The organism is Streptomyces sp. 71268, assembly GCF_029392895.1.
Taxonomy (GTDB): Bacteria; Actinomycetota; Actinomycetes; order Streptomycetales; family Streptomycetaceae; genus Streptomyces.
This window is the reverse complement of record NZ_CP114200.1, coordinates 4,479,161-4,501,764: the sequence shown is the minus strand read 5'-3', so window position 1 is coordinate 4,501,764 and position 22,604 is coordinate 4,479,161. Positions and strand designations below refer to the sequence as shown.

Sequence of the window (22,604 nt, the reverse complement as noted above, 5' to 3'; positions counted from 1 at the left end):
ACCGCGCGCCCGCTCACACCCACGACGTCACAGGGCCCCGCGAAAGACCTCGCGGGCACCCGCCGTACTACGCGTCCGCTACCTCGACCTGGATCTCGACCTCGACCGGCGCGTCCAGCGGCAGCACCGAGACGCCGACCGCGCTGCGCGCGTGCACGCCCGCGTCGCCGAGCACCTCGTGCAGCAGCTCGCTCGCGCCGTTCAGGACGCCCGGCTGCCCGGTGAAGTCGGTCGCCGAGGCGACGAAGCCGACCACCTTCACGACCCTGACCACCCGGTCCAGGTCGCCGACCTGCGACTTCACGGCCGCCAGGGCGTTGAGGGCGCAGATCCGGGCCTGCTGCTTGGCCTCGTCGGCCGTCACCTCGGCCCCGACCTTGCCGGTCACCGACAGCTTGCCCTCGACCAGCGGGAGCTGGCCCGCGGTGTAGACGTACGACCCCGTCCGCACCGCGGGAACGTACGCGGCCAGCGGTGCGGCGACCTCGGGCAGCGTCAGCCCGAGGTCGGCGATCCGCCGCTCGACGGCGCTCACGCGCCCTTCTCCCGCTTGAGGTAGGCCACGAGCTGCTCGGAGTTGTTCGGGCCGGGAACGACCTGGACGAGCTCCCAGCCGTCCTCGCCCCAGGTGTCCAGAATCTGCTTGGTCGCGTGTACGAGCAGCGGCACGGTCGCGTATTCCCACTTGGTCATGGTGCCGACTGTAATGCCTCTCCCCGGGAGCCTCGTGCGTAGCCCGAAAGGGGACTGGTTAGGCTCACAGATGTGAGCAGGCTCCATGTCGTTAGTGGCAAGGGCGGCACCGGCAAGACCACGGTCGCCGCGGCACTCGCGCTGGCTCTCGCCACCGAGGGTCGGCGCACGCTGTTGGTGGAGGTGGAGGGCCGGCAGGGCATCGCGCAACTCTTCGAGACGGAGGCGCTGCCGTACGAGGAGCGCAAGATCGCCGTCGCGCCGGGTGGCGGCGAGGTGTACGCGCTGGCCATCGACCCCGAGTTGGCCCTGCTCGACTACCTCCAGATGTTCTACAAGATGGGGAGCGCCGGCCGCGCCCTCAAGAAGATCGGCGCCATCGACTTCGCCACCACGGTCGCCCCCGGACTGCGGGACGTTCTGTTGACCGGCAAGGCGTGCGAGGCGGTGCGGCGCAAGGGCAAGGACGGCCGCTTCGCGTACGACTCGGTCGTCATGGACGCCCCGCCGACCGGGCGGATCACCCGGTTCCTCAACGTCAACGACGAGGTCGCGGGGCTGGCCCGGGTGGGCCCCATACACAACCAGGCGCAGGCCGTGATGCGGGTCCTCAAGTCGCCCGAGACGGCGGTGCACCTGGTGACGCTGCTGGAAGAGATGCCGGTGCAGGAGACCATGGACGGCATCGCCGAACTACGCGCCGAGGGCCTGCCGACCGGCGGCGTGGTGATCAACATGGTGCGGCCCGCGGTGCTGGACGCGGCGGCCGTCGACATCGCCGCGACCCGGGAACGCGCCGGCATCGCCCAGGTTCTCGCGCGCGCCGGCCTGGGCACGGCGCACGCCGGCGGACGGGCCGAGCAGTTGGTCGATCCCCTGCTCGCGCAGGCCCACGAGCACGCGGAACGCGTCTCCCTGGAACGTGTCCAGCGCGCCGAACTCTCCCAACTCAACCTCCCCACCCACGAGTTGGAGATGCTCCCGGACGGCGTCGACCTGGCCGGCCTGTACCGGCTCGCCGCCGACCTGCGGAAGCAGTGGCCGGCGTGACGAACCGGCGCACGACGCTCCGGCTCTCCGGCGTTCCGTACGCCGGCAGCGGTCGCCGCACGGCGCGCCCGCGTACGCGAGGGCACGCGCACGCGGCGGGGTCGCGCGGCGGAGCCCGACCCACGCCGGGCGCGCGCGGCACGCGCCCGTACGACCCGAGCACATCCAGCATGAGCAGCACGAGCAGGCACGGCAGGCACACCACGCACGTCAGGCACGACGTGCCAACACGCGGCAAGCGCACACAGGAAACGGGCACGCGCGGGGCGCGTACGGACGAGGCACGGGCGCACGGAACGGGTACGCACGCGGCGCGCACGCGCGGCGCGAGTCGGTACGCCGTGCGCGCGTACGGGCAGGAGGCGGCATGACGATGGACACGGCGCCACGGCTGGAGGCCGACGCGGTGCTCGACGACCCGCGGACCCGCATCGTGGTGTGCTGCGGTTCGGGCGGGGTCGGCAAGACCACGACGGCCGCGGCGCTGGGCGTACGGGCGGCCGAGCGGGGCCGCAAGGTGGTCGTGCTCACCATCGACCCGGCCCGCCGACTGGCCCAGTCGATGGGCATCGACTCGCTCGACAACGTCCCGCGCCAGGTCAAGGGCATCGACGACACGGCCGGCGGCGAACTGCACGCCATGATGCTGGACATGAAGCGGACCTTCGACGAGTTCGTCGAGGCGCACGCGGACGCCGAACGCGCTGCCGCGATCCTGCGCAACCCCTTCTACCAGTCCCTGTCGGCCGGGTTCGCCGGCACGCAGGAGTACATGGCCATGGAGAAGCTCGGTCAACTGCGCGCCCGCGACGAGTGGGACCTGATCATCGTGGACACCCCGCCGAGTCGCTCGGCGCTCGACTTCCTGGACGCGCCCAAGCGCCTCGGCTCCTTCCTCGACGGGAAGTTCATCAAGGTGCTGATGGCCCCGGCGAAGGTCGGCGGCCGGGCGGGCATGAAGTTCCTCAATGTCGGCATGTCGATGATGACCGGCACGGTGAGCAAGCTCCTCGGCGGTCAACTGCTGCGCGACGTGCAGACGTTCGCGGCGGCCATGGACACGATGTTCGGCGGCTTCCGGACGCGCGCCGACGCCACGTACCAGTTGCTCCAGGCCCCCGGCACCGCCTTCCTCGTCGTGGCCGCCCCGGAGCGGGACGCGCTGCGCGAGGCGGCGTACTTCGTCGAGCGGCTGGCCGCCGAGCGGATGCCGCTGGCCGGCCTCGTGCTGAACCGGGTGCACGGCAGTGGTGCCGCGCAGTTGTCGGCCGAGCGGGCGCTGGCGGTGGCGGAGAGCCTGCGGGCCGCCGACGAGGAGCCTGTGGAGGAGACGGCTCCGGTCAACTCAAAGGAAAATCTGCCAGTCGGTGGCATTGTGGATCGTCCCGCCGGGCAGGGGGAAGGCAGTTCGTCTTCGCCCACGACCCGCAAACCGCACGACACGGCCGAGCACGCCGCCCCCACCGGCGCCCTGGCCCATGACGAGGGGCCGCACGCCACCACCACACCGCAGACCCCAGCCAGCGCGCCCGCCACGGGATCGGACGACCCGGCCGCCGCCACCGACATCGAGGCCACCACTCCCCCGGAGACCTCGGCGGAGGTGACCGCCGCCGCGACCGAGCCCGCCGCGACCACCCCAGCCACGGACGGCGACCCCGACAGGGCCAACGCCGAACAGTTGGCCGCGGGGCTCCTCCTGCTGCACGCGGAGCGCATGTCGCTGCTCGCGCGCGAACAGCGCACGCGGGACCGCTTCACCGCCCTGCACCCGGAGGTCCCGGTGGCCGAGGTCGCGGCGCTCCCGGGCGACGTGCACGACCTGGTCGGCCTGCGCGCCGTGGGCGAGCGCCTGGCGGCGCAGCGCTCCTGAACCAAGTACCGGCGGCGCCGGGCCGGGTTCCGGCGCCCCGGACCGCGCCGCGAAGGCGTGCCCCACGGACGCACCACGAGATGGTGGTTGAGCGCCGACGGGCTACGGGGCCGCCAGCCGGTTGGTGGGCAGAAAGCGCGCTATGCCCGGCATGCGAGACTCATTTCCAGCCACTCTCGTGCACCCACTCAGACCGACGCTCCTCGGCGGAACACGCGCGGGGCCGACGCACTGCCCAAGCGCACCACCGCGACCACCAGCACCGCCCGCTAAGGGCCCAGGCCAGCAGCTCCCGCTGGGCGAACCATGGCAGGCGCGACACCGCGACGGTGGCAGCGATGCCGCGTAACAGCACGGCAAGCGACAACGCGAACGACAAGCCCTGAGACGTCAGCGTGCCGCGCGTCACCGATCGGACCGTACGACGCCAGGGGGACGCGGCGTGACGGCGCGACAGGAACGCGAAGGAGGAACCCAACGCGCGGCAGTGCCCGCACGTCGCGGGCGTCCCCACGCGTCGCACCGGGCCGAGGTGGCCTCGGTCGTCGAGGCCGTACGGGAACCGGCGAACAGGGATCGGCTCGGCAACGCTCCTGGTGAGCGCGCGTGCGAGTCGACCGAAAGGGTGTGCCCCGCAGGGCGGTCGCGGCCCGCCAGCGGCTATCCGACCGCCGCGTAGTCGCTGTCGTAGTGGTCGTACTCGTCGTCATCGAGGCCGACGGGCAGGATGCCCGCGCCGCGCTCGTACTCCGTGCGCGCGGTCTCCAGCAGTCTGCGCCAGGAGGTGACCGTCGGACGGCGGCGCAACAGCGCCCTCCGCTCCCGCTCGGTCATGCCGCCCCACACGCCGAACTCGACGCGGTTGTCCAGCGCGTCCGCGAGGCACTCCGTGCGCACCGGGCAACCGGTGCAGACGGCCTTGGCCCTGTTCTGCGCCGCGCCTTGTACGAAAAGTTCATCCGGATCGGTAGTGCGGCAGGCTGCCTGCGCACTCCAGTCGGTTACCCAGCCCATGCTGGCGCCGTCCTCTCCCGAATTGAGGCTCCCCCACGGCGACAAACGGCATATTCACCGTCGCCAGTTGAGGACGTTACGGAAGGCAAGCAGGGCGCAACACCCCCTGCGGGCCCAATCTTGAATGGCCCGAACGGACTATGCGTACGCGGCAGATCACCCAACGGAGTGACCTGACGACATTGACGTCTTTTCCGACAATGCGGTGCAGATTCCCCTCAACATTTGGGGCAATCTCGCGACACCTACCGACAATGCGGACAGGTCTCATCACTCACTGGAGTGACAGCAGAGGTGTTGCGGCAGCGTACGACTGGGGCTGGCGAGAAACAGCGTATGCGAACAGGCGGGCGCCTGTCCGGCGAATGAGAACGTAGGCTGCCTCCATGGGAAAGAAGCGCTCCGGCGGAGGTCTCACGACGACCCAGCAGGCCGCGAAGTTCCTCGGTGTCAGCGTGCTGGCCGGAGCCGTGCTGGCGGGCATCGCGCTGCCCGCGGCGGGTGTGCTCGGCCTGGCGGCCAAGGGTTCCGTCGAGGGCTTCGACGAGATACCGGCCAACATGAAGACGCCGCCGCTCAGCGAGCGGACCACGATCCTCGACGTCAAGGGCAACGAGATCGCGAAGATCTACTCCCGCGACCGGACCGTGGTGGACCTGGCGGACATCTCCCCGTACATGCAGAAGGCGATCGTCGCCATCGAGGACGCGCGCTTCTACGAGCACGGCGCGGTGGACCTCAAGGGGGTGCTGCGCGCGCTGAACAAGAACGCGCAGTCCGGCGGCGTCTCCGAGGGCGCGTCCACGCTGACCCAGCAGTACGTGAAGAACGTCTTCATCGAAGAGGCCGGCAACGACTCGGACAAGTTCGCCGCCGCCACCGAACAGAGCGTCGGCCGCAAGATCAAGGAACTGAAGTACGCGATCCAGGTCGAGAAGGAACTGGGCAAGAAGCGCATCCTGCAGAACTACCTGAACATCACGTTCTTCGGGCAGCAGGCGTACGGCGTGGAGGCCGCCGCCCAGCGCTACTTCAGCAAGAGCGCCAAGGACCTCAACCTGGAGCAGTCGGCGCTGCTCGCCGGTCTCGTCCAGTCGCCGAGCCGGTACGACCCGGTCAACGATCCGCGCGAAGCGACCAAACGGCGCAACATGGTGCTCAAGCGGATGGCCGATGTGAAGGACATCACGCCGCAGCAGGCCGAGGCCGCGCGCAAGAAGCCGCTCGGCCTGAAGGTCAGCGAGCCCAAGAACGGCTGCATCACCGCCGTCCACGGGGCCGGCTTCTTCTGTGACTACGTGCGCCAGACCTTCCTCACCAACCCGGTCTTCGGCAAGACGTCCAAGGAGCGGGCCAAGCGTTGGAACCAGGGCGGCCTGACCATCCGTACGACGCTCGACCCTCGGGCGCAGAACTCCGTACAGAAGTCGATCACCGACCACGTCTACCAGACGGACTCGGTGGCCACCGCCGTCACGCTGGTCGAGCCGGGCTCGGGCCGGGTCGTCGGGATGGGGCAGTCGCGGCCGTACGGCTTCGGCGACAACGAGACCCAGATCAACCTGTCGGCCGACCGGAAGATGGGCGGCTCGAACTACGGCTTCCAGACTGGTTCGACGTTCAAGCCGATCACCGCGGCCGCGGCCCTGGAGAAGGGCAAGCCGCCGCACCAGGAGTACTCGTCGCCGTACGAGATGGAGTACCCGAGCCCGGTGGCCACGTGTAAGGGCCACTGGCGGAACGACGAGAACGACCCCGCGACCGTGGCGAACGAAAACCGCACGGAGGTCGGCCCGTACCGGATGCAGGAGGCGACCGCGAAGTCGGTCAACACCTACTTCGTCCAGTTGATCAGCGAGATCGGTGTCTGCCCGGTCACCGAGCTGGCCGACAAGATGGGGATGCGCCCGGCGAGCGGTGACAAGATCAAGCAGGTGCCCTCCGTCACCCTCGGCAGTGAGGGCATGTCCCCGCTGACCATGGCCAACGCGTACGCGACGTTCGCCAACCGCGGCATCTACTGCACGCCCGTCTTCATCGACTCGATCACCGGGCCGGGCGGCAAGAAGCTGAAGGTGCCGGAGTCGTCGTGCTCGCGGGCCATGTCGACCAAGACGGCCGACACGATCAACACCCTGCTGCGCGGCGTCGTCGAGGACGGCACCGGCAGGAAGGCGGGGCTGAGCAGCCGGGCCAGCGCGGGCAAGACGGGTACGACGGACGAGCGGAAGGCCGCCTGGTTCGTCGGGTACACGCCGAACATGGCGGGTGCCGTATGGGTCGGCAGCCCCGGTCCGAAGGACGTCGAGATGGTGGACATCACCATCGGTGGCGTCCACCACGAGAAGGTGTTCGGCGCCGACACTCCGGGTCCGATCTGGAAGGACGCGATGAGCGGCGCGCTGGAGGGCAAGCCGGCGCCCGGCTTCAAGACCGTGCACATCGACGATCCCGACAAGAAGAAAAAGAAGAAGCCGGGGCGCGGCGACGACGACAAGCCGCGTAAGCCCCACAAGCCGGCGCGCCCCGGTGGCGACAAGGGCGACGACGACCCGTGGCCCGACATCACCATCCCGCCGGGCGTGATCGGCGGCGGCGACGGCGACAGCGATGGTCGGAGCAACGGTGGCCGGGGTAACGGCGGTGGTCGCGGCAACGGCGGCTGGCCGGACTTCGGCTAACCGGACCGAGGCGGAGCGGTAGCGGCGGCTAGCGCTAGCAGTAGCTGGCGGTAGCGGTCGGTGGTACGGCGGAGGGCCGTCGTACCACTACGGCAGGGGGCGGGTGGCGCGGTGGCGCCGCCCGCCCCCTGCCGCGTACGCGGCTCCTCCGCACGCCCCCGCCGCGCGCCTCCCGCCTGGCGGTGGCCCGCCGAGCGGGGGCCGTATGGCGCCGGGCCCCTACTGGCGCTCCCCTACGGGGCGCCGGGTCAGCCGGCCAGGGCGCGCTTGACCGCGGCGGCCACCCGGCCGCCCTCGGCCCGGCCCGCGACTTTCGGGTTCACGATCTTCATCACGGCGCCCATCGCGCGCGGGCCCTCGGCCCCGGCGGCCTTCGCCTCCGCGACAGCGTCGCTGACCAGCGCGTTCAGCTCGTCGTCGGTGAGCTGCTTGGGCAGGTACTCGGCGAGCACCTCGCCCTCCGCGCGCTCCCGCTCCGCCGACTCCGCCCGACCGCCCTCGGCGAACGCCTCGGCCGCCTCGCGACGCTTCTTCGCCTCGCGCGCGATGATCTTCTCCACCTCGGCATCGGACAGCTCGCGGGCGGTCTCGCCCGCGACCTCCTCCTTGGTGATGGCCGTGATGGTGAGCCGCAGCGTGGAAGAGCGCAGCTCATCGCGGGCCCTGATGGCTGCGGTGAGGTCGTCCTGAAGCCTGGTCTTGAGCGTGGTCATGCCGTCGAGTCTGCCAGGAGGCCGGGCCGGACGCCCTGTGATTTCAGGGGTGCCGCGGGTTCTGCGACGATGGGATCATGCGCGCGCGATACGGAGCACCCCTGGGAATCACCGCTGGAATCACGGCAGTCGGCGCGGCCGGCCTGGCCTACGCCGCGGGCTTCGAAGCCCGCTCGTTCCGGCTCCGACGCGTCAGCGTTCCGGTACTGCCACCGGGCGCGGAACCGCTCCGGGTGCTCCAGGTCTCCGACATCCACATGGTGTCCGGGCAGCGCAAGAAGCGGCACTGGCTCCAGAAGCTCGCCGGGCTGCGGCCCGACTTCGTGGTCAACACCGGCGACAACCTCTCCGACCCGGAGGCCGTACCCGAGGTGCTGGACGCCCTGGGGCCGCTTCTGGAGTTCCCCGGCACGTATGTCTTCGGCTCCAACGACTACTACGGCCCCAAGCTGCGCAACCCGGCCCGCTACCTGCTGGAGAAGGCCAGCGGCCGGCACGGCCTGAACGGCAACCCGCCGGTCGTGGGCGCGGTGCACAACCCGTGGGAGGAGCTGCGGGACGCGTTCGACGCGGCGGGCTGGATCGGCCTGTCCAACACCCGGGGACGGCTGAAGCTGGACGGCTTCGAGATCGCCCTGACCGGCCTGGACGACCCGCACATCAAGCGCGACCGGTACGCGAAGGTGGCCGGCGGCCCGGAGAGCGACGCCGACCTGTCCCTGGCGATCGTGCACGCCCCGTACCTGCGCAGCCTGGACGCCTTCACCGCCGACGGCTATCCCCTGATCCTCGCGGGCCACACGCACGGCGGCCAGATCTGCATCCCCTTCTACGGGGCCCTGGTCACCAACTGCGACCTGGACACAGAACGGGTCAAGGGCCTGTCCACCCACCGCGCCGGCGGCAACCGCTCCTACCTCCACGTCTCCGCCGGCTGCGGCACCAACCGCTACACCCCCATCCGCTTCGCCTGCCCCCCAGAGGCCACCCTGCTGACCTTGACGGCGCGGGAGGGGTAGGGGGCAGGTGTGTGGGGGGGCGGGGCTGAGGTGGTGCTGCGGTGATGCGGCTCACGGGGGTGGCGGTGGCGCCGGCGCTTACCTGTCCCCCGCCCGCCCCGGCGGCGGATAGCGCGCCCCGACGTCGGGCTCAGTGCTGGAATCCGCCCGCCCGAGCGTCGGCCCAGGTCGGCCCGGTGGGTGGGGCCGGGATGGGGGTCGAAGGGGGCTTCGGAACCGGATTTCGTCTACGGCGGCGGGTCCGCTAAAGTAGAGCTCGTTGCTTCGGGGTGTAGCGCAGCTTGGCAGCGCGCTTCGTTCGGGACGAAGAGGTCGTGGGTTCAAATCCCGCCACCCCGACTGTGAAGTAGCAGATCAGGGCCATCGACTCGCATGAGTCGGTGGCCCTGACTCGTTATCGGTCATTTCGAGGCCGGTGTTCAGCCTCGCTTCTTCGCGGCTGCGGCCACGAGGAGGGTGACGGCTCCGGTACCGCGATGCTCGCCCTGGCAATGGGCTCACGCTGGAGGGCACAGGGGCCCCGGTGGGTGTTACCGCCGAGCCTGCCGAGGTCCGACACCCGCTAGATCGCTTCGGCGCCCCCGTCCGCGCCAGCCATCTCCAGCAGGCGGGTCAGCTCCCGTCGTCCGCTCGTGATCAGCTCGAAGGCTGCCACCGGGTCCGTGCCCGGTGGCAGCGGCGTGTCGGTGAGGAGGTCCGTAAGCGTGTACTGGTCCAGCAGCCAGCGTTGCAGTGCTCGCCAGTCGGTGCGACGGGCAGGGGGCGCGTGGTCGGCCCAAGGCAAGGCCTCGTACGGGGTGTCGTCGGTGCCGTTCGCGTGGAGCAGGCCGCTGCGGCGTACCAGGCACGGGAAGCAGACGCCGCAGTTGGCCGTGGGCGGGCCACCGGCACGGCGGGTGGGGGGTTTGCCGCAGCTCAGGGTGGACTCCAGATCGGACGGGGTAAGGCCCGCGTCAGTTGCTGCCTTGCACACCGCTCCTTTCGTCAGCGTAGCCAAGGGGTTGACCACCTCTACCTCGCTCCCGACGTCCGCCACCGCGGTGACCAGAGCGTTGAGACGTACCAGCGTCCACGGGTGTACGGAGCGGGTGGAACACGCGGCCGAACGTGCCGGCGTCAGAGGCGGATTGAGGGCGAGCTGGCCGTTTTCGGGGATGTGGACGGTGCCCACGCCATGCGCGGTAGCGGCGCGGATCGCGCCCGCCGCATACAGCAGGCCGCGGGTACGGGACGAGGTTTCCAGACGTAGTCCGGTGCCATCGCCCGCCGGGGTCTGACTCATCGGCAGCAGAAGCACCCGCCGGCACTCGCTCAGCCGTTTGACGGCCTTGTACACCCGCTGCTGGAGGCGCAGCAGGCCGATCTCGCGGAACATCACGAGCAACAGCGGTCGGGTGTCGTCGGCCAGGGAACGGGTGGCGGCCCAGCTCAGGGAGTCCAGTCCGCCGGAGAACAGCGCCACTTCCGAGGCGCGCACGTCGTCGGGGGAGGCCATCGGCTCCTCGACGTAGTGGCCGGTGAGCGGCCGGAAGTCCACGCTCCAGAGGTCTCCGGTCAAGGTCTGGAGGAGGGCGGTGAGGTGGTTACGGGTGGCCGTGCTCTGCCACCGCTCGTACTCCGTGACCGGCACGGAGAGGCTGATGCGGCGGGTCCACCGGTCTCGGGCGCCGGTGCGGCGCACGTACTTGTCGGCGATGAACGCGGCCCTGGCGACGCGGAACAGGTCCTCGGCCCAGTCGGCGACAGGGCCGGGCAGATGGTGTCGGCTGTAGCTGCGGCGCTCCGTTTCCTGGAAGGTTTCCTCGCCGATCTCCATCCACCGGCCGTGACGAGGCCGGTCCGCGCGACAGCCGCGCCACCACAGGAGGTGGTCGGATTCGGTCATGCAGCGGCTCCCCCTTCTCCGGTGGTCTCCTGTGTGATCAGGCCGAGTACGCTTCCGACCGCCCGTGGCACCAGCGATTCGGCGATCCTGGGCAGCGCGGACGGGTCCCGCGCAGAGCCCACCAGCGACCGCGTCGTGTCCACGGCCCGTGTGAGACGCGTTCCTTCGGCCGCTTCCTCACAAGGGCTCGGCACCAGGTCCACCACCTTGTCCGCGACCCAGTCGGCGATCGTGCTTTCCGGATCGGTCGCGATCAGCACGGGCACGGCCAGCTTGACGTGTTCGGCGACGACGGACCGGAGGAACTCCCCCACCGTGGCGGCGAAGAACAACTGGTAGAGGTCGCACAGGAGGTCCCAGGAGAAGCCGGCGCCTGCGGCGCCTTTGGCCATGGCGTCGTCTAGTTCGGGGTGTCTGTTCCGGACATCCCGAACTGCCGCTGCCACCCCCCTGCGGACCGCGGCGTCGGCGAGTGTGCCGCCGTCGCCGCCGGCCTCCGAGACGAGGCGCGCGATGAGCGCGTTCTCCGACTCCGCGCCCTCGGTGGACAGCGAGCCCAGGGCTCTGGCGAGTCGTTCCCCGGCCGCACAGGCCGTGTCGTAGAGCCCAAAGGCCGATCGATCGGCGCGGAGGGTCTCGTGTAGGGCGCGCAGGTGGTCCGCGGCTATCTCTTCGAGTCGTCGCCCCGCGTTCCGCGAGTCGTCGCGCCAGTGCGCCAGCCGTCGGGAAGCGGAGCTCCACTGGTCGCCGTTCGGTCCCTGCCATCGCGTGGATGTCCCCACATTGCCCCCAACGATGTCGCCCAAGCCGCTCTCCATCCATGGCAGCAGGGCGGATCATCCCCAGGTAGGGCGGGAGTCGGCCAGGGCAGCGGGGATCGGTTGCTCGATCAGCCGACCACGGGCATCACCTTCCGTGACATATGCGCCTATGAGCGCGATGGGCCATAACAGTGCGTTACGCATTCCACGCAAACCGTGCGGGCGGGCGTGATGGAGGCTGGCGGGAACGTCCCTTGCGCCGGGCCGCACGTCGGAGCCGCGCGTCTGGTCGTGGGCAGGTAACTCCCTGGCCCGACCAGGAGAGGTCGCCACCGCAGGCAAGCAGCGGAACAGGGGCGACGGAGGGGAGGTCGCCGCGCTCGGCTCGGTGAGCTTGGCCAGGACGACCAGCGGGACGGACGCGGCCGAGGTGTTGCCGGAGTCGACGACGTTCTTGGCGGCGATCACGTCCTCGGGGGTAGGTCGAGACGGCGTGCGACGGCCTCGATGGCGTGGAGACAGCGGGTGCCGCCCACGAGCCCCGGGGTTGGGGGCGCGCGGCGCGCGGGGACGGCGTAGTGAGGTGCTCGCGGCACGCGTCAGCGGCCCGTGCGCCGCCTCCGTCGGGTGTGGTGGGACGGGCCGCCGTACCCCTCTGGCCTCGAACATCGTTCTCCCCCCGATGGCGCACGTCGGCACGGCCGCACCGGGTGCCTGATCTGGCACAGTCCTACGCGTCGAGGACGTGGCCGCGCACCGTCTCCCCGCTCCGGGCGGTGTGCGCACCAACGCCGAGGGAGCGGTCCGTGAGGAGAACGATGGGTGTCGCCACGGCGCGGACCGCCGACATCGCCGTGACCGGGCTCGGGGTGCTCTCGCCCGTGGGGCTGACGCCCGAGGCGAACTGGGCCGGGCTGTGTCGGGGGCGCTCGGTCGCCGCGTACGACGCGGAACTCGCGGGGTTGCCGGTCGACTTCTCCTGCCGGGTGCCCGGGTTCGACGCGACGGCGGAGTTGGGGGCTCGGTGGGCGCGGCGTACCGACCGGTTCAGCCAGTTCGCGGTGGCCGCGGCGCGGCGGGCGGTGGCCGACGCGGGGCTCGACCCCGGCGCGTGGGACGGCGAGCGGGTCGGCGTGGTGCTCGGTGTGGGGTCCAACAGCCTGCGCACGTACACCGCCGAGTTCCGCGAGCTGAGCGCCGAGCGGCCGGACCGTGTGTCGCCGCTGGCCCTGCCGCGCAGCGTGCCGAACATGGCCGCCGGGGAGGTGGCGATGGACCTGGGAGCGTGCGGGCCGGGCTTCACCACCGCCAGCGCCTGCGCGTCGGGCGCGACGGCCATCGGCGTGGCCCGGGACCTGTTGCGCGGGGGCGCGTGCGACGTCGTACTCGCCGGCGGCAGCGAGTCGGCCTGCTGCCGGATGAGCGCCACGTGCTTCGCGCGGCTGCGGGCGCTGTCCCGCAGGACCGCCGAACCCGAGCTGGCCAGCCGCCCCTTCGACGCCGACCGCGACGGGTTCGTGCTGGGCGAGGGTGCGGCGGTGCTGGTCATGGAGCGGTACGCCGGCGCGCGGGCGCGCGGGGCCCGGGTGCGCGCGCTCCTGCGCGGCTACGGCGCCACCAGCGACGCCCACCACCCCATCGCGCCGCTCCCGGACGGTAGCGGCGCGGCGCGTGCGATCCGGATCGCCCTACGGGACGCCGAGTGCGCGCCGCACGAGGTCGGGCACGTGAACGCGCACGGCACCTCGACACGCCTCAACGACGCCGCCGAGGCGGCCGCGTTGAGCCAGGTGTTCGGCCAGCACCCGCCGCCGGTGACGGCGCCCAAGAGCGTCGTCGGGCACGCGCTCGGCGCCGCCGGGGCGTTGGAGGCCGCGTACACGGTCCTCAGCCTTGAGCACCAGGCGATCCCGCCGGTCGCCAACTTCGGCTACCAGGACGGGGACCACAAGCTGGACGTGGTCGCCGGCGCGCCGCGCCGCGCCGCCATGTCCGCCGCGATCACCTGCTCGTTCGGCTTCGGCGGCCACAACGCGGTGCTGGTCTTCACGACCGGGTGACGGGGCGGGCGCGCGAGCCCTGGTCCCGGGCCGTGGGGCGCGAGAAGAGGCGCGGGGTCAGGGCGCGGCCGCGCCGGCGCGTGCGCGGGGCGGACGGTGTGAGACGGCTACGGAGCGGTGCCCGCGGCCGGATCAGTGGTGCGCCGGGGGCTTGGAGGCGCGCAGCGAGTACATCAGGGGAACGCGCGGTTGGTCGGGGGGCAGCCGGTAGTACGGGGTGCCGGCCTCGGGCTGGAGCGAGTCGAAGCGTTTGAAGAGCGTCATGTCGTGCTCGTGCAGGAACTCGACGCGCAGCCCCGCGGCGGCCAGGGCACTGATCACCGAGCCCAGCGGATGCTGCCATTCCACCCGCCGGTTGCAGCTGGTCGGGGCGGTGGTGTCGGCGTACGTGCCGGGCGTCTCGTCGATCCACGGCTCGCGGTTGAAGTAGTCGTACGCGATGCGGCTGGCGGTGACCTCGTCGAGCGCGTCCACCAGCGGGTGGAACTCGGAGAGGTAGAGGAAGCCGCCCGGCGCGACGAGGGCCGCGACCGTCTCCGCCCAGCGCACGATGTCGGGCAGCCAGCACAGCGCGCCGACCCCGGTGTAGACGATGTCGTACGCGCTGTCCGGCACGGCCTCCACCGCGTCGTACACGTCGGCCGCGACGAAGCACGCGCGGTCGGGGCCGAAGCCCAGCTCGGCGGCGAGGTCGCGGGCGGCCTCCACGGCCGGCGCGGAGAAGTCGAGGCCGACGACCTGGGACGCGCCACGGCGGGCGAGGGAGAGGGTGTCGAGACCTATGTGGCACTGGAGGTGCAGGACGCTCTTGCCGGTGACGTCACCGAGCTCGTCGGCCTGGAAGTCGCAGAGCGCGTCCCTGCCCGCGCGGAAGGCGTCGAGGTCGTAGAAACCGCTGGCCAGGTGGATGGGAACCCGCTCGTCCCACATGGCGCGGTTCGCTTCTCGCCAGTCATCGGGGGCAGGGAGATGTGCCATGCCCGGGAGGTTATCCACAGGCAGAAGGGCTCGCCAGCGAGTTGTGGGTCGGTCGGCGCAGAATGGGGTCATGACTGAGAGCAGCGAAGCGGTGCGGGGCGGGGACGGCCATGCGGACGGGAGCGCGGGCGGAAGCGCGGAGCACGGCGGCCGGGAGGGTGGCGGCGGCTCGGCGGCGGGCGCGGCCGGCGCCGTGAGCGCGGAGTGGCCGGACTGGGAGAAGCGGTTCCGCGCGGCGCGCGTGGGGCTGCCGGACTGGGCGGAGAGCGCGCCCGAGCGGTCACTGTTCGTCTCGAACGCCACGGGGACGTACGAGCTGTACGCCTGGGACCGCGCCACGGGCGAGCAGCGCCAGGTGACCGACCGGCCGAACGGCACCACGGACGGCGTGCTGTCCCCCGACGGCCAGTCCATCTGGTGGTTCTCCGACACCGACGGGGACGAGTTCGGAATATGGCAGCGGCAGCCGTTCACGGGCGGGCCGGACGAGCCGGCCGTGCCGGGCCTCGCTCCCTCCTACCCCGCGGGGCTCGCGCTCGGCCTGGACGGCACGGCGGTCATCGGCCGCTCCACGGACGAGGACGGCTCGGTCATCCACGTCGTACGGGGTGCTCGCGCGGCGGGCGACACCGGTGCCAGCACCGGCGACGGCACCGGCACCCAGACGGCCCGCTCCGGGGCCGCGGACGCGGCCGACGTCGAGCCGGGCGGGGACCAGGCCCCCGCCTGCGTGGAGATCTACCGACACCGCCAGTCGGCGGGCGTCGGCGACCTCTCGCACGACTCGTCCCTGGTCGCCATCGAGCACACCGAGCACGGCGACGCGATGCACTCGGCGATCCGGGTGGTGCGCCTTGACGGCACCGCCGTCGCCGAGCTGGACGACACCAAGGGCGGTGCCGAGGAGCTGGGACTCGCCGTGCTGGGCTTCGCGCCGGTGGCGGGCGACGCGCGGCTGCTCGTGGGCCACCAGCGCAGCGGCCGGTGGGAGCCGATGATCTGGAACCCGCTCACCGGCGAGGAGCGCGCGCTCACCATCGACCTGCCCGGTGACGTGGGCGCCGAGTGGTATCCGGACGGCACGGCCCTGCTCGTCGACCACAGCTACCAGGCACGCAGCGAGCTGTGGCGGTACGACCTGGCGTCCGGCGAACTGTCGCGAGTGGAGACGCCCAAGGGCACCATCTCGGGCGCGACGGCCCGACCCGACGGCTCGGTGGAGTTCCTGTGGTCGTCCGCCCAACACCCCCCGCAGGTCCGCTCGACGACCGGCCGCGTCGTGCTGGAGCCCCCGCCGCTGCCGGGCGGGCTCAGCCGGGCCCCGGACTCGGTGCCGGTGGAGGACGCGTGGGTGGAGGGCCCGGCCGGCCCGGTGCACGCGCTGGTGCAACGCCCGGCGGGCGAGGGACCGTTCCCCACCGTCTTCGACATCCACGGCGGGCCGACCTGGCACGACAGCGACGCCTTCGCGGCCGGCCCGGCCGCCTGGGTGGACCACGGCTACGCGGTGGTGCGGGTGAACTACCGGGGCTCGACGGGGTACGGGCGGGCTTGGACCGACGCGCTCAAGCACCGCGTAGGGCTGATCGAGCTGGAGGACATCGACGCGGTGCGCGCGTGGGCCGTCTCCTCGGGGCTGGCCGACCCGGAGCGGCTGGTGCTCAGCGGCGGCTCGTGGGGCGGCTATCTGACGCTGCTCGGCCTCGGCACCCAGCCCGACGTGTGGGCCGTGGGCCTGGCCGCGGTGCCGGTAGCCGACTACGTCACGGCGTACCACGATGAGATGGAGGCGCTGAAGGCGATGGACCGCACGCTCCTCGGCGGGACCCCGGAGGAGGTGCCCGAGCGGTTCGCGGCCTCGTCCCCGCTCACCTACGTCGACCAGGTCCGGGCGCCGGTCTACATCTCGGCCGGCGTGAACGACCCGCGCTGCCCGATCCGCCAGGTGGAGAACTACGTCACCCGGCTTGAGCAGCGCGGCGCGGTGCACGAGGTGTACCGGTACGACGCCGGGCACGGCTCACTCGTTGTGGAGGAACGGATCAAGCAGGTGCGGATGGAGATAGCGTTCGCCGAGCGGCATCTCGGGCGCGGCGGCCAGCCGACCGGGTAGCCGGCCTCGACGACTGCCAGTCAGCCGACCTCGACGAGTGCCACTGCCAGTCCGGCCGGCCCGCCCGGCCAGCCCCGCCAGCGCCTCGGGCGGGTCCGCGCGCGGGTTCGTGGGCGGGGTGACGGGCGGTGCCGCCTCCGGCCCGGCCGCTGTCGCCGGCCCGTAGCGCTGGGCTTCCCACGAGGCGGTGGGGCGCGGGGGGCGGGACGTACCGCCGGCCCGGCCCACCGCCCGACGGGCGAGCGGCGGGCGGGCGGGGTGAGGGTGCGGACGGGGCGAGGGGCTGGCGGAGCGAGGGAGCGGGCGAGCGGTGCGCTGCGGGCCGGTGTACGCCGTTGGGCTCGGGGGCGCCGGGGCGCGGTAGGCCGTGGCCCGGGTGCGCCGGGGGCCGGATGCGCCGGGGGGAGCGGTACCGCGCGGGTCCGGTGCGCCGGCCGGGGGACGGGGCAGGGGCGCGGCGACGGGGCAGGGCACGGCGCGCGGGGTGGTGCACAGCGCGCGAGGCGAAGGCAGCCCCGCGCGTCGCGGCGAGGCTGCTCGTCAGCCGCGGGTCGCCCCGGCCGCCTCGGGGGCGGGCGCCGACTCCGGCGCGCGGTCTTCGTCGGGTCGCCGCTCCGGGGCTGACGCCTCCGGGGCCGGGTCGGGCGAGGCGGCGTCGGGGGCGGGCCCGGGGTCGTCGGGGCCGTCCGGTCCGTCGGAGGGGCCGGGACCGGAATCATCGGAAGGAGGAACGATGCCCAGGGCCACGTCGCGGGCGTGCTCCACCTCGCGACGGAAGAGCCGAAACCACATGAAGATGACGAAGCCAGCGAAGACGAACCACTCACCGGTGTAGCCCAGGTTCTGGAACGCCTTCAGGTCGAGCCCGGTACCCTCGGCCGCGGCCGGCGGCACGGGCTTCAACGGGGCGGTCGCCTTCGTGACGGTGACCCACGCGTTGTGCACGTCGTACGGCACGAGGTTGACCAGCGTCGCCGCGCTGATCATGCCGAGCTGCCCCTTCGGCAGGCCACCGCGTGCCTGGACGCCGTTGCTGGTGCTGTGTTCCGACGCCTGGAGCGCGCCGACCACAGTCACCTCGCCGGCCGGTACGGCGGGCACCTTGGCCCGGTCCGCCGGGGAGTCCGCGTCGCCGGGCAGCCAGCCGCGTACGACAGGCAGGGCGCGGTCGCCGTCGATGCGCAGCAGTGTGAGGACGTAGAAACCCTCGCGGTCGTCCAGCGAACGGTCCGGGACGAGCAACTGCCGCGCGGCGTCGTACCGTCCGACCGCCTTGGCCTGCCGGCCCGAGGTCTCCGTGGTCACGGGCAGCAGTTCGGCGAGGGGCGCGGCAGAGGCCGACTCCGCCTCGGCGGCGTGGTCCTGCTGCTCCTGGTGCGAGTCCACCCGCGACTCGAAGCGGCCGAGCTGCCAGCTACCCATGAACAGGCACAGCGGGATGCTCAGCGCGGCGAAGACGTTGATCCCCCACCACCGGGGCGTCAGCAGAAACCGATACACACCACCACGGTACGGGCTGGCACCGCGGTGGAAGCAGGAGGGGCCTCGGCCACCGGGGTTCGGAGGGGGTGGGAGGAGGGGTGGGGTGGGGGGCGGGGGTGCCTCTATGTCTTTCGTCAAGCGGTGCGTGGGGTTCTGGGTTCGTAGAAGGTGCCGTCGCGGAGCATCGCAAACAGCACGTTGATCCGCTGGCGGGCCAGGCGGAGGAGGGCTTGGGTGTGGGTCTTGCCTCGGGCCCGGCAGCGGTCGTAGTAGGTGCGGGAGGCGGGATCGTGCAGGGCCGCGAAGGCGGACAGGAACATCGCCCGTTTGAGCTGCCGGTTGCCGCCTCTGGGCGCATGTTCGCCGTGGACCGAGGTCCCCGAGGACTTCGTCGTGGGTGCCAGGCCGGCGTAGGAGGCGAGGTGGGCGGCGGTGGGGAAGCTGGTGCCGTCGCCGACGGTGACCAGCAAAGTGGCGGCGGTCCTGACCGCGACCCCCGGAATCGAGGTCAGGACCGCGGAAAGAGGGTGGGCCTCCAGCAGCTGTGCGATCTGTGTTTCCAGAGCTCGTCGCTGTTCGTGGACGGCCGCGAGCGAGCGGGCCAGCGATGGGATCACGACGTCGAGCGTGCCGGTCCCGGGGACGACGACGCTCTGCTCGTCGAGCGCGTCGAAGATCTCGTCGATCAGTCGCTGAGCCATGCGCGGGGCCTTGGGCCGGATGACTTCAACGAGCCTGCGGCGACCGGCCTTTCGCAGGGCGGATGGAGATCCGTGGCGTTCCAGCAGCCAGGTCACGGCCGGGTGGTCCAGACGCGGGCCGAGCACCCGTTCCAGGCTGGGGTGGAACTGGGTGAGCAGGCCGCGTATCCGGTTGGAGGTGCGGGTGGCCTCGGCCGCCAGGTCCTGGTCGAAGCCCACCAGCACGGTCAGCTCGGCGGTGATCTCGTCGGTCGGTTGCAGCGAGCGCAGGGTGTGCGGCATCGTCCTCGCGGCGTCAGCGATCACGGCCGCGTCGCGGGCGTCGGTCTTCGCCTCGCCCGGGTAGAGGTCGGCGATCCGCCGCATCGAGAGTCCGGGCAGGTAGGCGACCTTGCAACCGGCGTCCCGGGCGACCGTCAAAGGCAGGGCTCCGATCGAGGCGGGCTGGTCGACGATCACCAGTACGGTGCCGAACTTCGCGGCCAGCTTGTCGAAGACGGCCCGCAGCTTCGGTTCGCTGTTGGGCAACTGCTTGTCGAAGACCTTCTTGCCGGCCGGGGTCAGCCCGTGCCCGTGGTGGGCGCTCTTGCCGACGTCCAGGCCGAGAAAGACGCCCACGTCGTCGATGTCGTCCAACCCATCCTCCCGAGCGGGGTTCGTGCGGTGCTGGCCAGGGCGTTGGCGTCGTTTGCGCGCATCCACGTTATGCAGACCTACTCGCCCGCGAGCGGCCTGGCATTGCGCCAGGCCAGGCGGTGGTCGGACCTCTCATCAGCGTCTCCAACGGCGCCTCTCGGACCCGGTAACACCACCCCCCAGGTCATCTCTTCGACAGAGGGGGAACAGCCATGCCGGGCCCGGAGGCCAGCGGTCCCCTTGCGGAACCGCAAAGAAGATAACGGGGGGAGGGGCCCCCGGGGGAGAGATAACCAAACAGCCCCGCAACCAACCTCCCCCGCCATACCGCCCGCCACCAGCCACCCGCCCCCAAGGCACTCCACGCCCCCCGGCGGGCGGTAAAGGCCAGCGCCGTCGCTCGCCCTACGGGCTGGGCAGGGCTCCGGTGTGGTAGACGGTGCCGGCGCACGCCTCGGGGACGGTGGCGCTCGCCACCACGGGGTCGCCCGCGTCCGGTGTGTGGCTGATGATCACGCTCGACGGGGTGGTGGGTTCCTCCCCACCACCGGCGCCACCGGTACCGCTGCCCGGCCCCGCGGTGTCACCCGGTGCCTCGGAGGCCGGCGCGCCCTCCGCCGGGGTCTTCTGGGGTTCCCCGGTCGTCGGCGTGGGGCTCGGCGTACTGGTGTCGGAGCACCCCGAGGCGCCGCCGCCCGGGGCGGGAATCCAGGCGTACCGCACCTCGTACGCCTGGCCGGGCTGGAGGATGAGTTCCTCGGTGGCGGCCGAGGGCGGGGGCAGCTGGGTGGCCGGGTCGCCCACCGTGTGGTCGACGACCTGAACGCTGGACGGGTCGGCCGCGCCCTGGGCCATCGCGCCGACGACGCCGCTGCCCTCGACGGTGCAGGGGTCGCCCGAGGTGTTGACGACACGGAACGAGCCGTACACCTGGCCCTCCGCGTCGGCCGCGCTCGCGCTGCTCCCGCCGTCGCCGAGTTGGTCCCTGGCGCAGGTCGGCGAGGTGGCGGCCAGGGTGCTCGACGGGTTGAGCGGGGGCGGGTCAGCGGAGCGGGTGGCCCGTGGAGTGGGCTTGTCCTTCTTCTTTTCCTTCTTGTCTTCTTTCGCCTTTTCCTTGTCCTTCTCGGACGGCCGCTTCGACTGCTCTTCCTTCGGACCGCCCTCGCCGTGGTGGCCGCCGGCTACCGCTTCGGGGGTGCGCTCGCTGCTCGCGGCGTTGGCCGGGCGGCCGTGCGAGTCGTCGCCGATGGCGGTCACGTGTACGAAGGCGGGGATCGCCGCCCCGCCGAGCACGATGGCCGCGGCCGCGCCGACGAGTGCCTGGCGGCGGCGCGTACGACGGGCCGGTACGGCGCGGCGCAGGTGATCGAGTGCCTCCGGGGTGGGCTCCAGGTTCTCCACGGCGCCCTGGAGCATCCGGCGCAGGGCCTGTTCGTCCAACTCTCCGCCGAGCCCCGCCAACCCGCCGCCGAACTCTTCCCCAGCGGTGTCGCGCTCGGCCGACGCGTCGGCGGGCCGGTCCGCACTCGCCGCGCCACCGCCGCCATCCGCGCCGTCACCCTGCTTGGCCCACTCGGCCCCAGACCGCTCGGGCTCGGACTGCTCGGGCTCGGATCGCTCGATCTCGGCCCGCTCGGCCTCGGGTCGCACAGCCTCGGACCGCTCGGCCTCAGACCGCGTGGCGCCGGCTCGCTCCGCCGCGGGCCGCCCCGTTGCTGGTCGCCCCGCCGCCGGCCGCTCCGCCGCGAGCTGCTCGGCTGCGGGTGGCTGCTCGGGCTCGGACTGGCTTTCCCCTAGCCCGTCGGGGTCGGGCTGGGGCGACTCGGGTCGGCCTGCTCCGGTGGAGTCGGCCTCGGGCTGGTCGCTGGTCCGCGCGGCGCCGAGCGGAGTGCCGGCCGGAGCGGGTGGTTCGGGGGCGTCGTCGGCGGGGGCTCCATCGGGCCCGCCGGCGGTGCGTTCCTCGGCGTCGGGGCCGGCGGCCGAACCCGCCGTACCGCCCGGTTCATCGGAAGAGTTCTCCGCGGCGATGTGCGCCTCGTGGGTCGCGTAACGGCCATGACCATCCTGCCGGTCGGACCCACCCGGCCTCGCGTGCTCGTGGTTCATGCCGGGGCCTCCATGGCGACGCGCAGCGCCGCGATACCGCGCGATCCGTACGCCTTGACCGAACCCAGCGATATTCCGAGGGTTTCCGCAACCTGCGCTTCGGTCATGTCGGCGAAATAGCGCAGAACCAGCACCTCGCGCTGCCGGCGCTGCAATCCACGCATCGCCTGGATCAGTTGGTCGCGCTCCAACAGTTCGTACGCGCCCTCTTCGGCACTCGCCATATCGGGCATGGGCTTCGAAAGCAGCTTCAGCCCGAGAATGCGGCGGCGCAATGCGGAACGGGAAAGGTTGACGACGGTCTGACGCAAATAGGCGAGCGTCTTTTCCGGCTCGCGTACGCGATTACGCGCGGAATGGACGCGTATGAACGCCTCTTGGACGACATCCTCACACGACGCCGTATCGTCCAAAAGCAGCGCAGCGAGACCGAGCAGCGACCGATAATGGGCGCGATAGGTCTCGGTGAGGTGATCGACTGTGGTGCCCGCTGCCATCGCCTCGTCAATGTCCCCGCGCTGTGAAGGTAGTTGGACGGGACGAGCGGCTGGCCACGGCGCGATCACCGGCATACCGCCAGAGGTACGCGGGCGCGGCGGGCGCACTGCCGCGCTGCCGCCACCCAGGGCTGTTGCGATGCCAAGTACCTCTGCCACGCCTGTTGGACACGCTTCCCCCCGTCAGGGTTGTACGCGCGAGGCGCCGTTCCGAGCAATGCCGCAATTACCCCCATGCGCAACGACCCTCCCTCAATGCCCCATTTGTAACAGCGCCCGTGAGGGGCGGTGACGAAGACGCTCCCCCGCGATCCGTGGTTGCGGCGAGCGGAGAGCGAATAC

18 protein-coding genes and 1 tRNA gene are annotated in these 22,604 nt (G+C 71.9%); 7 read left to right on the top strand and 12 right to left on the bottom strand.

Annotated elements, in window-relative coordinates; translation table 11 throughout:
* Positions 1-67 precede the first annotated feature (67 nt).
* Positions 68-535: a RidA family protein gene (locus OYE22_RS17500; RefSeq protein WP_277321281.1), complete on the bottom strand. Its 468-nt coding sequence runs from the start codon at positions 533-535 to the stop codon at positions 68-70.
* Complete coding sequence (locus OYE22_RS17495; protein ID WP_176162618.1) at positions 532-693, bottom strand: DUF4177 domain-containing protein; 162 nt, start codon at positions 691-693, stop codon at positions 532-534. Before OYE22_RS17495 ends, OYE22_RS17500 begins: the two co-directional genes overlap by 4 nt.
* A 72-nt stretch (positions 694-765) precedes the next feature.
* Between OYE22_RS17495 and OYE22_RS17490 the strand changes: the two genes are divergently transcribed.
* A complete protein-coding gene (locus OYE22_RS17490) occupies positions 766-1,743 on the top strand; it encodes an ArsA-related P-loop ATPase (protein WP_277321280.1) in 978 nt (325 codons plus the stop codon).
* Positions 1,744-2,110: 367 nt separating this feature from the next.
* On the top strand, positions 2,111-3,616 hold the full coding sequence (locus tag OYE22_RS17485) for an ArsA-related P-loop ATPase (RefSeq protein ID WP_277321279.1): 1,506 nt from the start codon (positions 2,111-2,113) through the stop codon (positions 3,614-3,616).
* 660 nt (positions 3,617-4,276) lie between these two features.
* Here OYE22_RS17485 and OYE22_RS17480 read toward each other — a convergent pair.
* Positions 4,277-4,630 (bottom strand): WhiB family transcriptional regulator, encoded by a 354-nt coding sequence (locus tag OYE22_RS17480; protein ID WP_176162621.1) that lies wholly within the window; start codon positions 4,628-4,630, stop codon positions 4,277-4,279.
* Positions 4,631-5,016: 386 nt separating this feature from the next.
* Here OYE22_RS17480 and OYE22_RS17475 point away from each other — a divergent pair, with 386 nt between their 5' ends.
* Positions 5,017-7,311: a transglycosylase domain-containing protein gene (locus tag OYE22_RS17475; RefSeq protein ID WP_277321278.1), complete on the top strand. Its 2,295-nt coding sequence runs from the start codon at positions 5,017-5,019 to the stop codon at positions 7,309-7,311.
* Between the two features lie 248 nt (positions 7,312-7,559).
* Here OYE22_RS17475 and OYE22_RS17470 read toward each other — a convergent pair whose 3' ends face one another.
* Entirely contained in the window at positions 7,560-8,024 is a 465-nt protein-coding gene (locus OYE22_RS17470) for a GatB/YqeY domain-containing protein (protein ID WP_277321277.1), read from the bottom strand.
* A gap of 77 nt (positions 8,025-8,101) precedes the next feature.
* On the opposite strand from OYE22_RS17470, the gene OYE22_RS17465 reads away from it, so the two are divergent.
* The gene (locus tag OYE22_RS17465) at positions 8,102-9,043 is read left to right on the top strand and encodes a metallophosphoesterase (RefSeq protein ID WP_277321276.1); all 942 of its coding nucleotides are present in this window, start codon (positions 8,102-8,104) and stop codon (positions 9,041-9,043) included.
* 265 nt (positions 9,044-9,308) lie between these two features.
* Positions 9,309-9,382 (top strand) — tRNA-Pro (locus OYE22_RS17460).
* Positions 9,383-9,605: 223 nt separating this feature from the next.
* On the opposite strand, the gene OYE22_RS17455 is transcribed toward OYE22_RS17460, so the two are convergent.
* Genes OYE22_RS17455 through OYE22_RS17445 form a run of 3 tightly spaced genes read right to left on the bottom strand, consistent with a single transcriptional unit; the run spans position 9,606 to position 12,157 of the window.
* A complete protein-coding gene (locus OYE22_RS17455; protein WP_277321275.1) occupies positions 9,606-10,928 on the bottom strand; it encodes a 7-cyano-7-deazaguanine synthase in 1,323 nt (440 codons plus the stop codon).
* The gene (locus OYE22_RS17450; RefSeq protein WP_277321274.1) at positions 10,925-11,734 is read right to left on the bottom strand and encodes a hypothetical protein; all 810 of its coding nucleotides are present in this window, start codon (positions 11,732-11,734) and stop codon (positions 10,925-10,927) included. The genes OYE22_RS17455 and OYE22_RS17450 overlap by 4 nt, the downstream gene beginning before the upstream one ends.
* Before the next feature lie 30 nt (positions 11,735-11,764).
* Entirely contained in the window at positions 11,765-12,157 is a 393-nt protein-coding gene (locus OYE22_RS17445) for a hypothetical protein (protein ID WP_277321273.1), read from the bottom strand.
* 350 nt (positions 12,158-12,507) lie between these two features.
* On the opposite strand from OYE22_RS17445, the gene OYE22_RS17440 reads away from it, so the two are divergent.
* Complete coding sequence (locus tag OYE22_RS17440; RefSeq protein WP_277324179.1) at positions 12,508-13,749, top strand: beta-ketoacyl-[acyl-carrier-protein] synthase family protein; 1,242 nt, start codon at positions 12,508-12,510, stop codon at positions 13,747-13,749.
* A gap of 132 nt (positions 13,750-13,881) precedes the next feature.
* Here the strand turns inward: OYE22_RS17440 and OYE22_RS17435 are convergent, their stop codons facing one another.
* Complete coding sequence (locus OYE22_RS17435) at positions 13,882-14,727, bottom strand: class I SAM-dependent methyltransferase (protein ID WP_277321272.1); 846 nt, start codon at positions 14,725-14,727, stop codon at positions 13,882-13,884.
* A 70-nt stretch (positions 14,728-14,797) separates the two neighbouring features.
* Here OYE22_RS17435 and OYE22_RS17430 point away from each other — a divergent pair, with 70 nt between their 5' ends.
* On the top strand, positions 14,798-16,840 hold the full coding sequence (locus OYE22_RS17430; protein ID WP_277321271.1) for a prolyl oligopeptidase family serine peptidase: 2,043 nt from the start codon (positions 14,798-14,800) through the stop codon (positions 16,838-16,840).
* Positions 16,841-17,380: 540 nt separating this feature from the next.
* Here the strand turns inward: OYE22_RS17430 and OYE22_RS17425 are convergent.
* The 4 genes from OYE22_RS17425 to OYE22_RS17410 form a co-directional block, all read right to left on the bottom strand.
* Positions 17,381-18,340: an SURF1 family protein gene (locus tag OYE22_RS17425; RefSeq protein ID WP_277321270.1), complete on the bottom strand. Its 960-nt coding sequence runs from the start codon at positions 18,338-18,340 to the stop codon at positions 17,381-17,383.
* A 116-nt stretch (positions 18,341-18,456) separates the two neighbouring features.
* Positions 18,457-19,659: an IS110 family transposase gene (locus OYE22_RS17420; RefSeq protein WP_277321269.1), complete on the bottom strand. Its 1,203-nt coding sequence runs from the start codon at positions 19,657-19,659 to the stop codon at positions 18,457-18,459.
* Between the two features lie 405 nt (positions 19,660-20,064).
* The gene (locus OYE22_RS17415; protein WP_277321268.1) at positions 20,065-21,765 is read right to left on the bottom strand and encodes a hypothetical protein; all 1,701 of its coding nucleotides are present in this window, start codon (positions 21,763-21,765) and stop codon (positions 20,065-20,067) included.
* Entirely contained in the window at positions 21,762-22,337 is a 576-nt protein-coding gene (locus OYE22_RS17410; protein ID WP_277321267.1) for a SigE family RNA polymerase sigma factor, read from the bottom strand. The genes OYE22_RS17415 and OYE22_RS17410 overlap by 4 nt, the downstream gene beginning before the upstream one ends.
* Between the last annotated feature and the right edge of the window lie 267 nt (positions 22,338-22,604).

Bases quoted from the DNA above. Each gene is read 5' to 3' on its own strand.
- OYE22_RS17440 (WP_277324179.1), top strand. From the start codon at position 12,508: ATGGGTGTCGCCACGGCGCGGACCGCCGACATCGCCGTGACCGGGCTC.
- OYE22_RS17410 (WP_277321267.1), bottom strand. From the start codon at position 22,337: ATGCCGGTGATCGCGCCGTGGCCAGCCGCTCGTCCCGTCCAACTACCT.
- OYE22_RS17435 (WP_277321272.1), bottom strand. From the start codon at position 14,727: ATGGCACATCTCCCTGCCCCCGATGACTGGCGAGAAGCGAACCGCGCC.
- OYE22_RS17415 (WP_277321268.1), bottom strand. From the start codon at position 21,765: ATGAACCACGAGCACGCGAGGCCGGGTGGGTCCGACCGGCAGGATGGT.
- OYE22_RS17470 (WP_277321277.1), bottom strand. From the start codon at position 8,024: ATGACCACGCTCAAGACCAGGCTTCAGGACGACCTCACCGCAGCCATC.
- OYE22_RS17455 (WP_277321275.1), bottom strand. From the start codon at position 10,928: ATGACCGAATCCGACCACCTCCTGTGGTGGCGCGGCTGTCGCGCGGAC.
- OYE22_RS17475 (WP_277321278.1), top strand. From the start codon at position 5,017: ATGGGAAAGAAGCGCTCCGGCGGAGGTCTCACGACGACCCAGCAGGCC.
- OYE22_RS17485 (WP_277321279.1), top strand. From the start codon at position 2,111: ATGACGATGGACACGGCGCCACGGCTGGAGGCCGACGCGGTGCTCGAC.
- OYE22_RS17480 (WP_176162621.1), bottom strand. From the start codon at position 4,630: ATGGGCTGGGTAACCGACTGGAGTGCGCAGGCAGCCTGCCGCACTACC.
- OYE22_RS17430 (WP_277321271.1), top strand. From the start codon at position 14,798: ATGACTGAGAGCAGCGAAGCGGTGCGGGGCGGGGACGGCCATGCGGAC.
- OYE22_RS17495 (WP_176162618.1), bottom strand. From the start codon at position 693: ATGACCAAGTGGGAATACGCGACCGTGCCGCTGCTCGTACACGCGACC.
- OYE22_RS17465 (WP_277321276.1), top strand. From the start codon at position 8,102: ATGCGCGCGCGATACGGAGCACCCCTGGGAATCACCGCTGGAATCACG.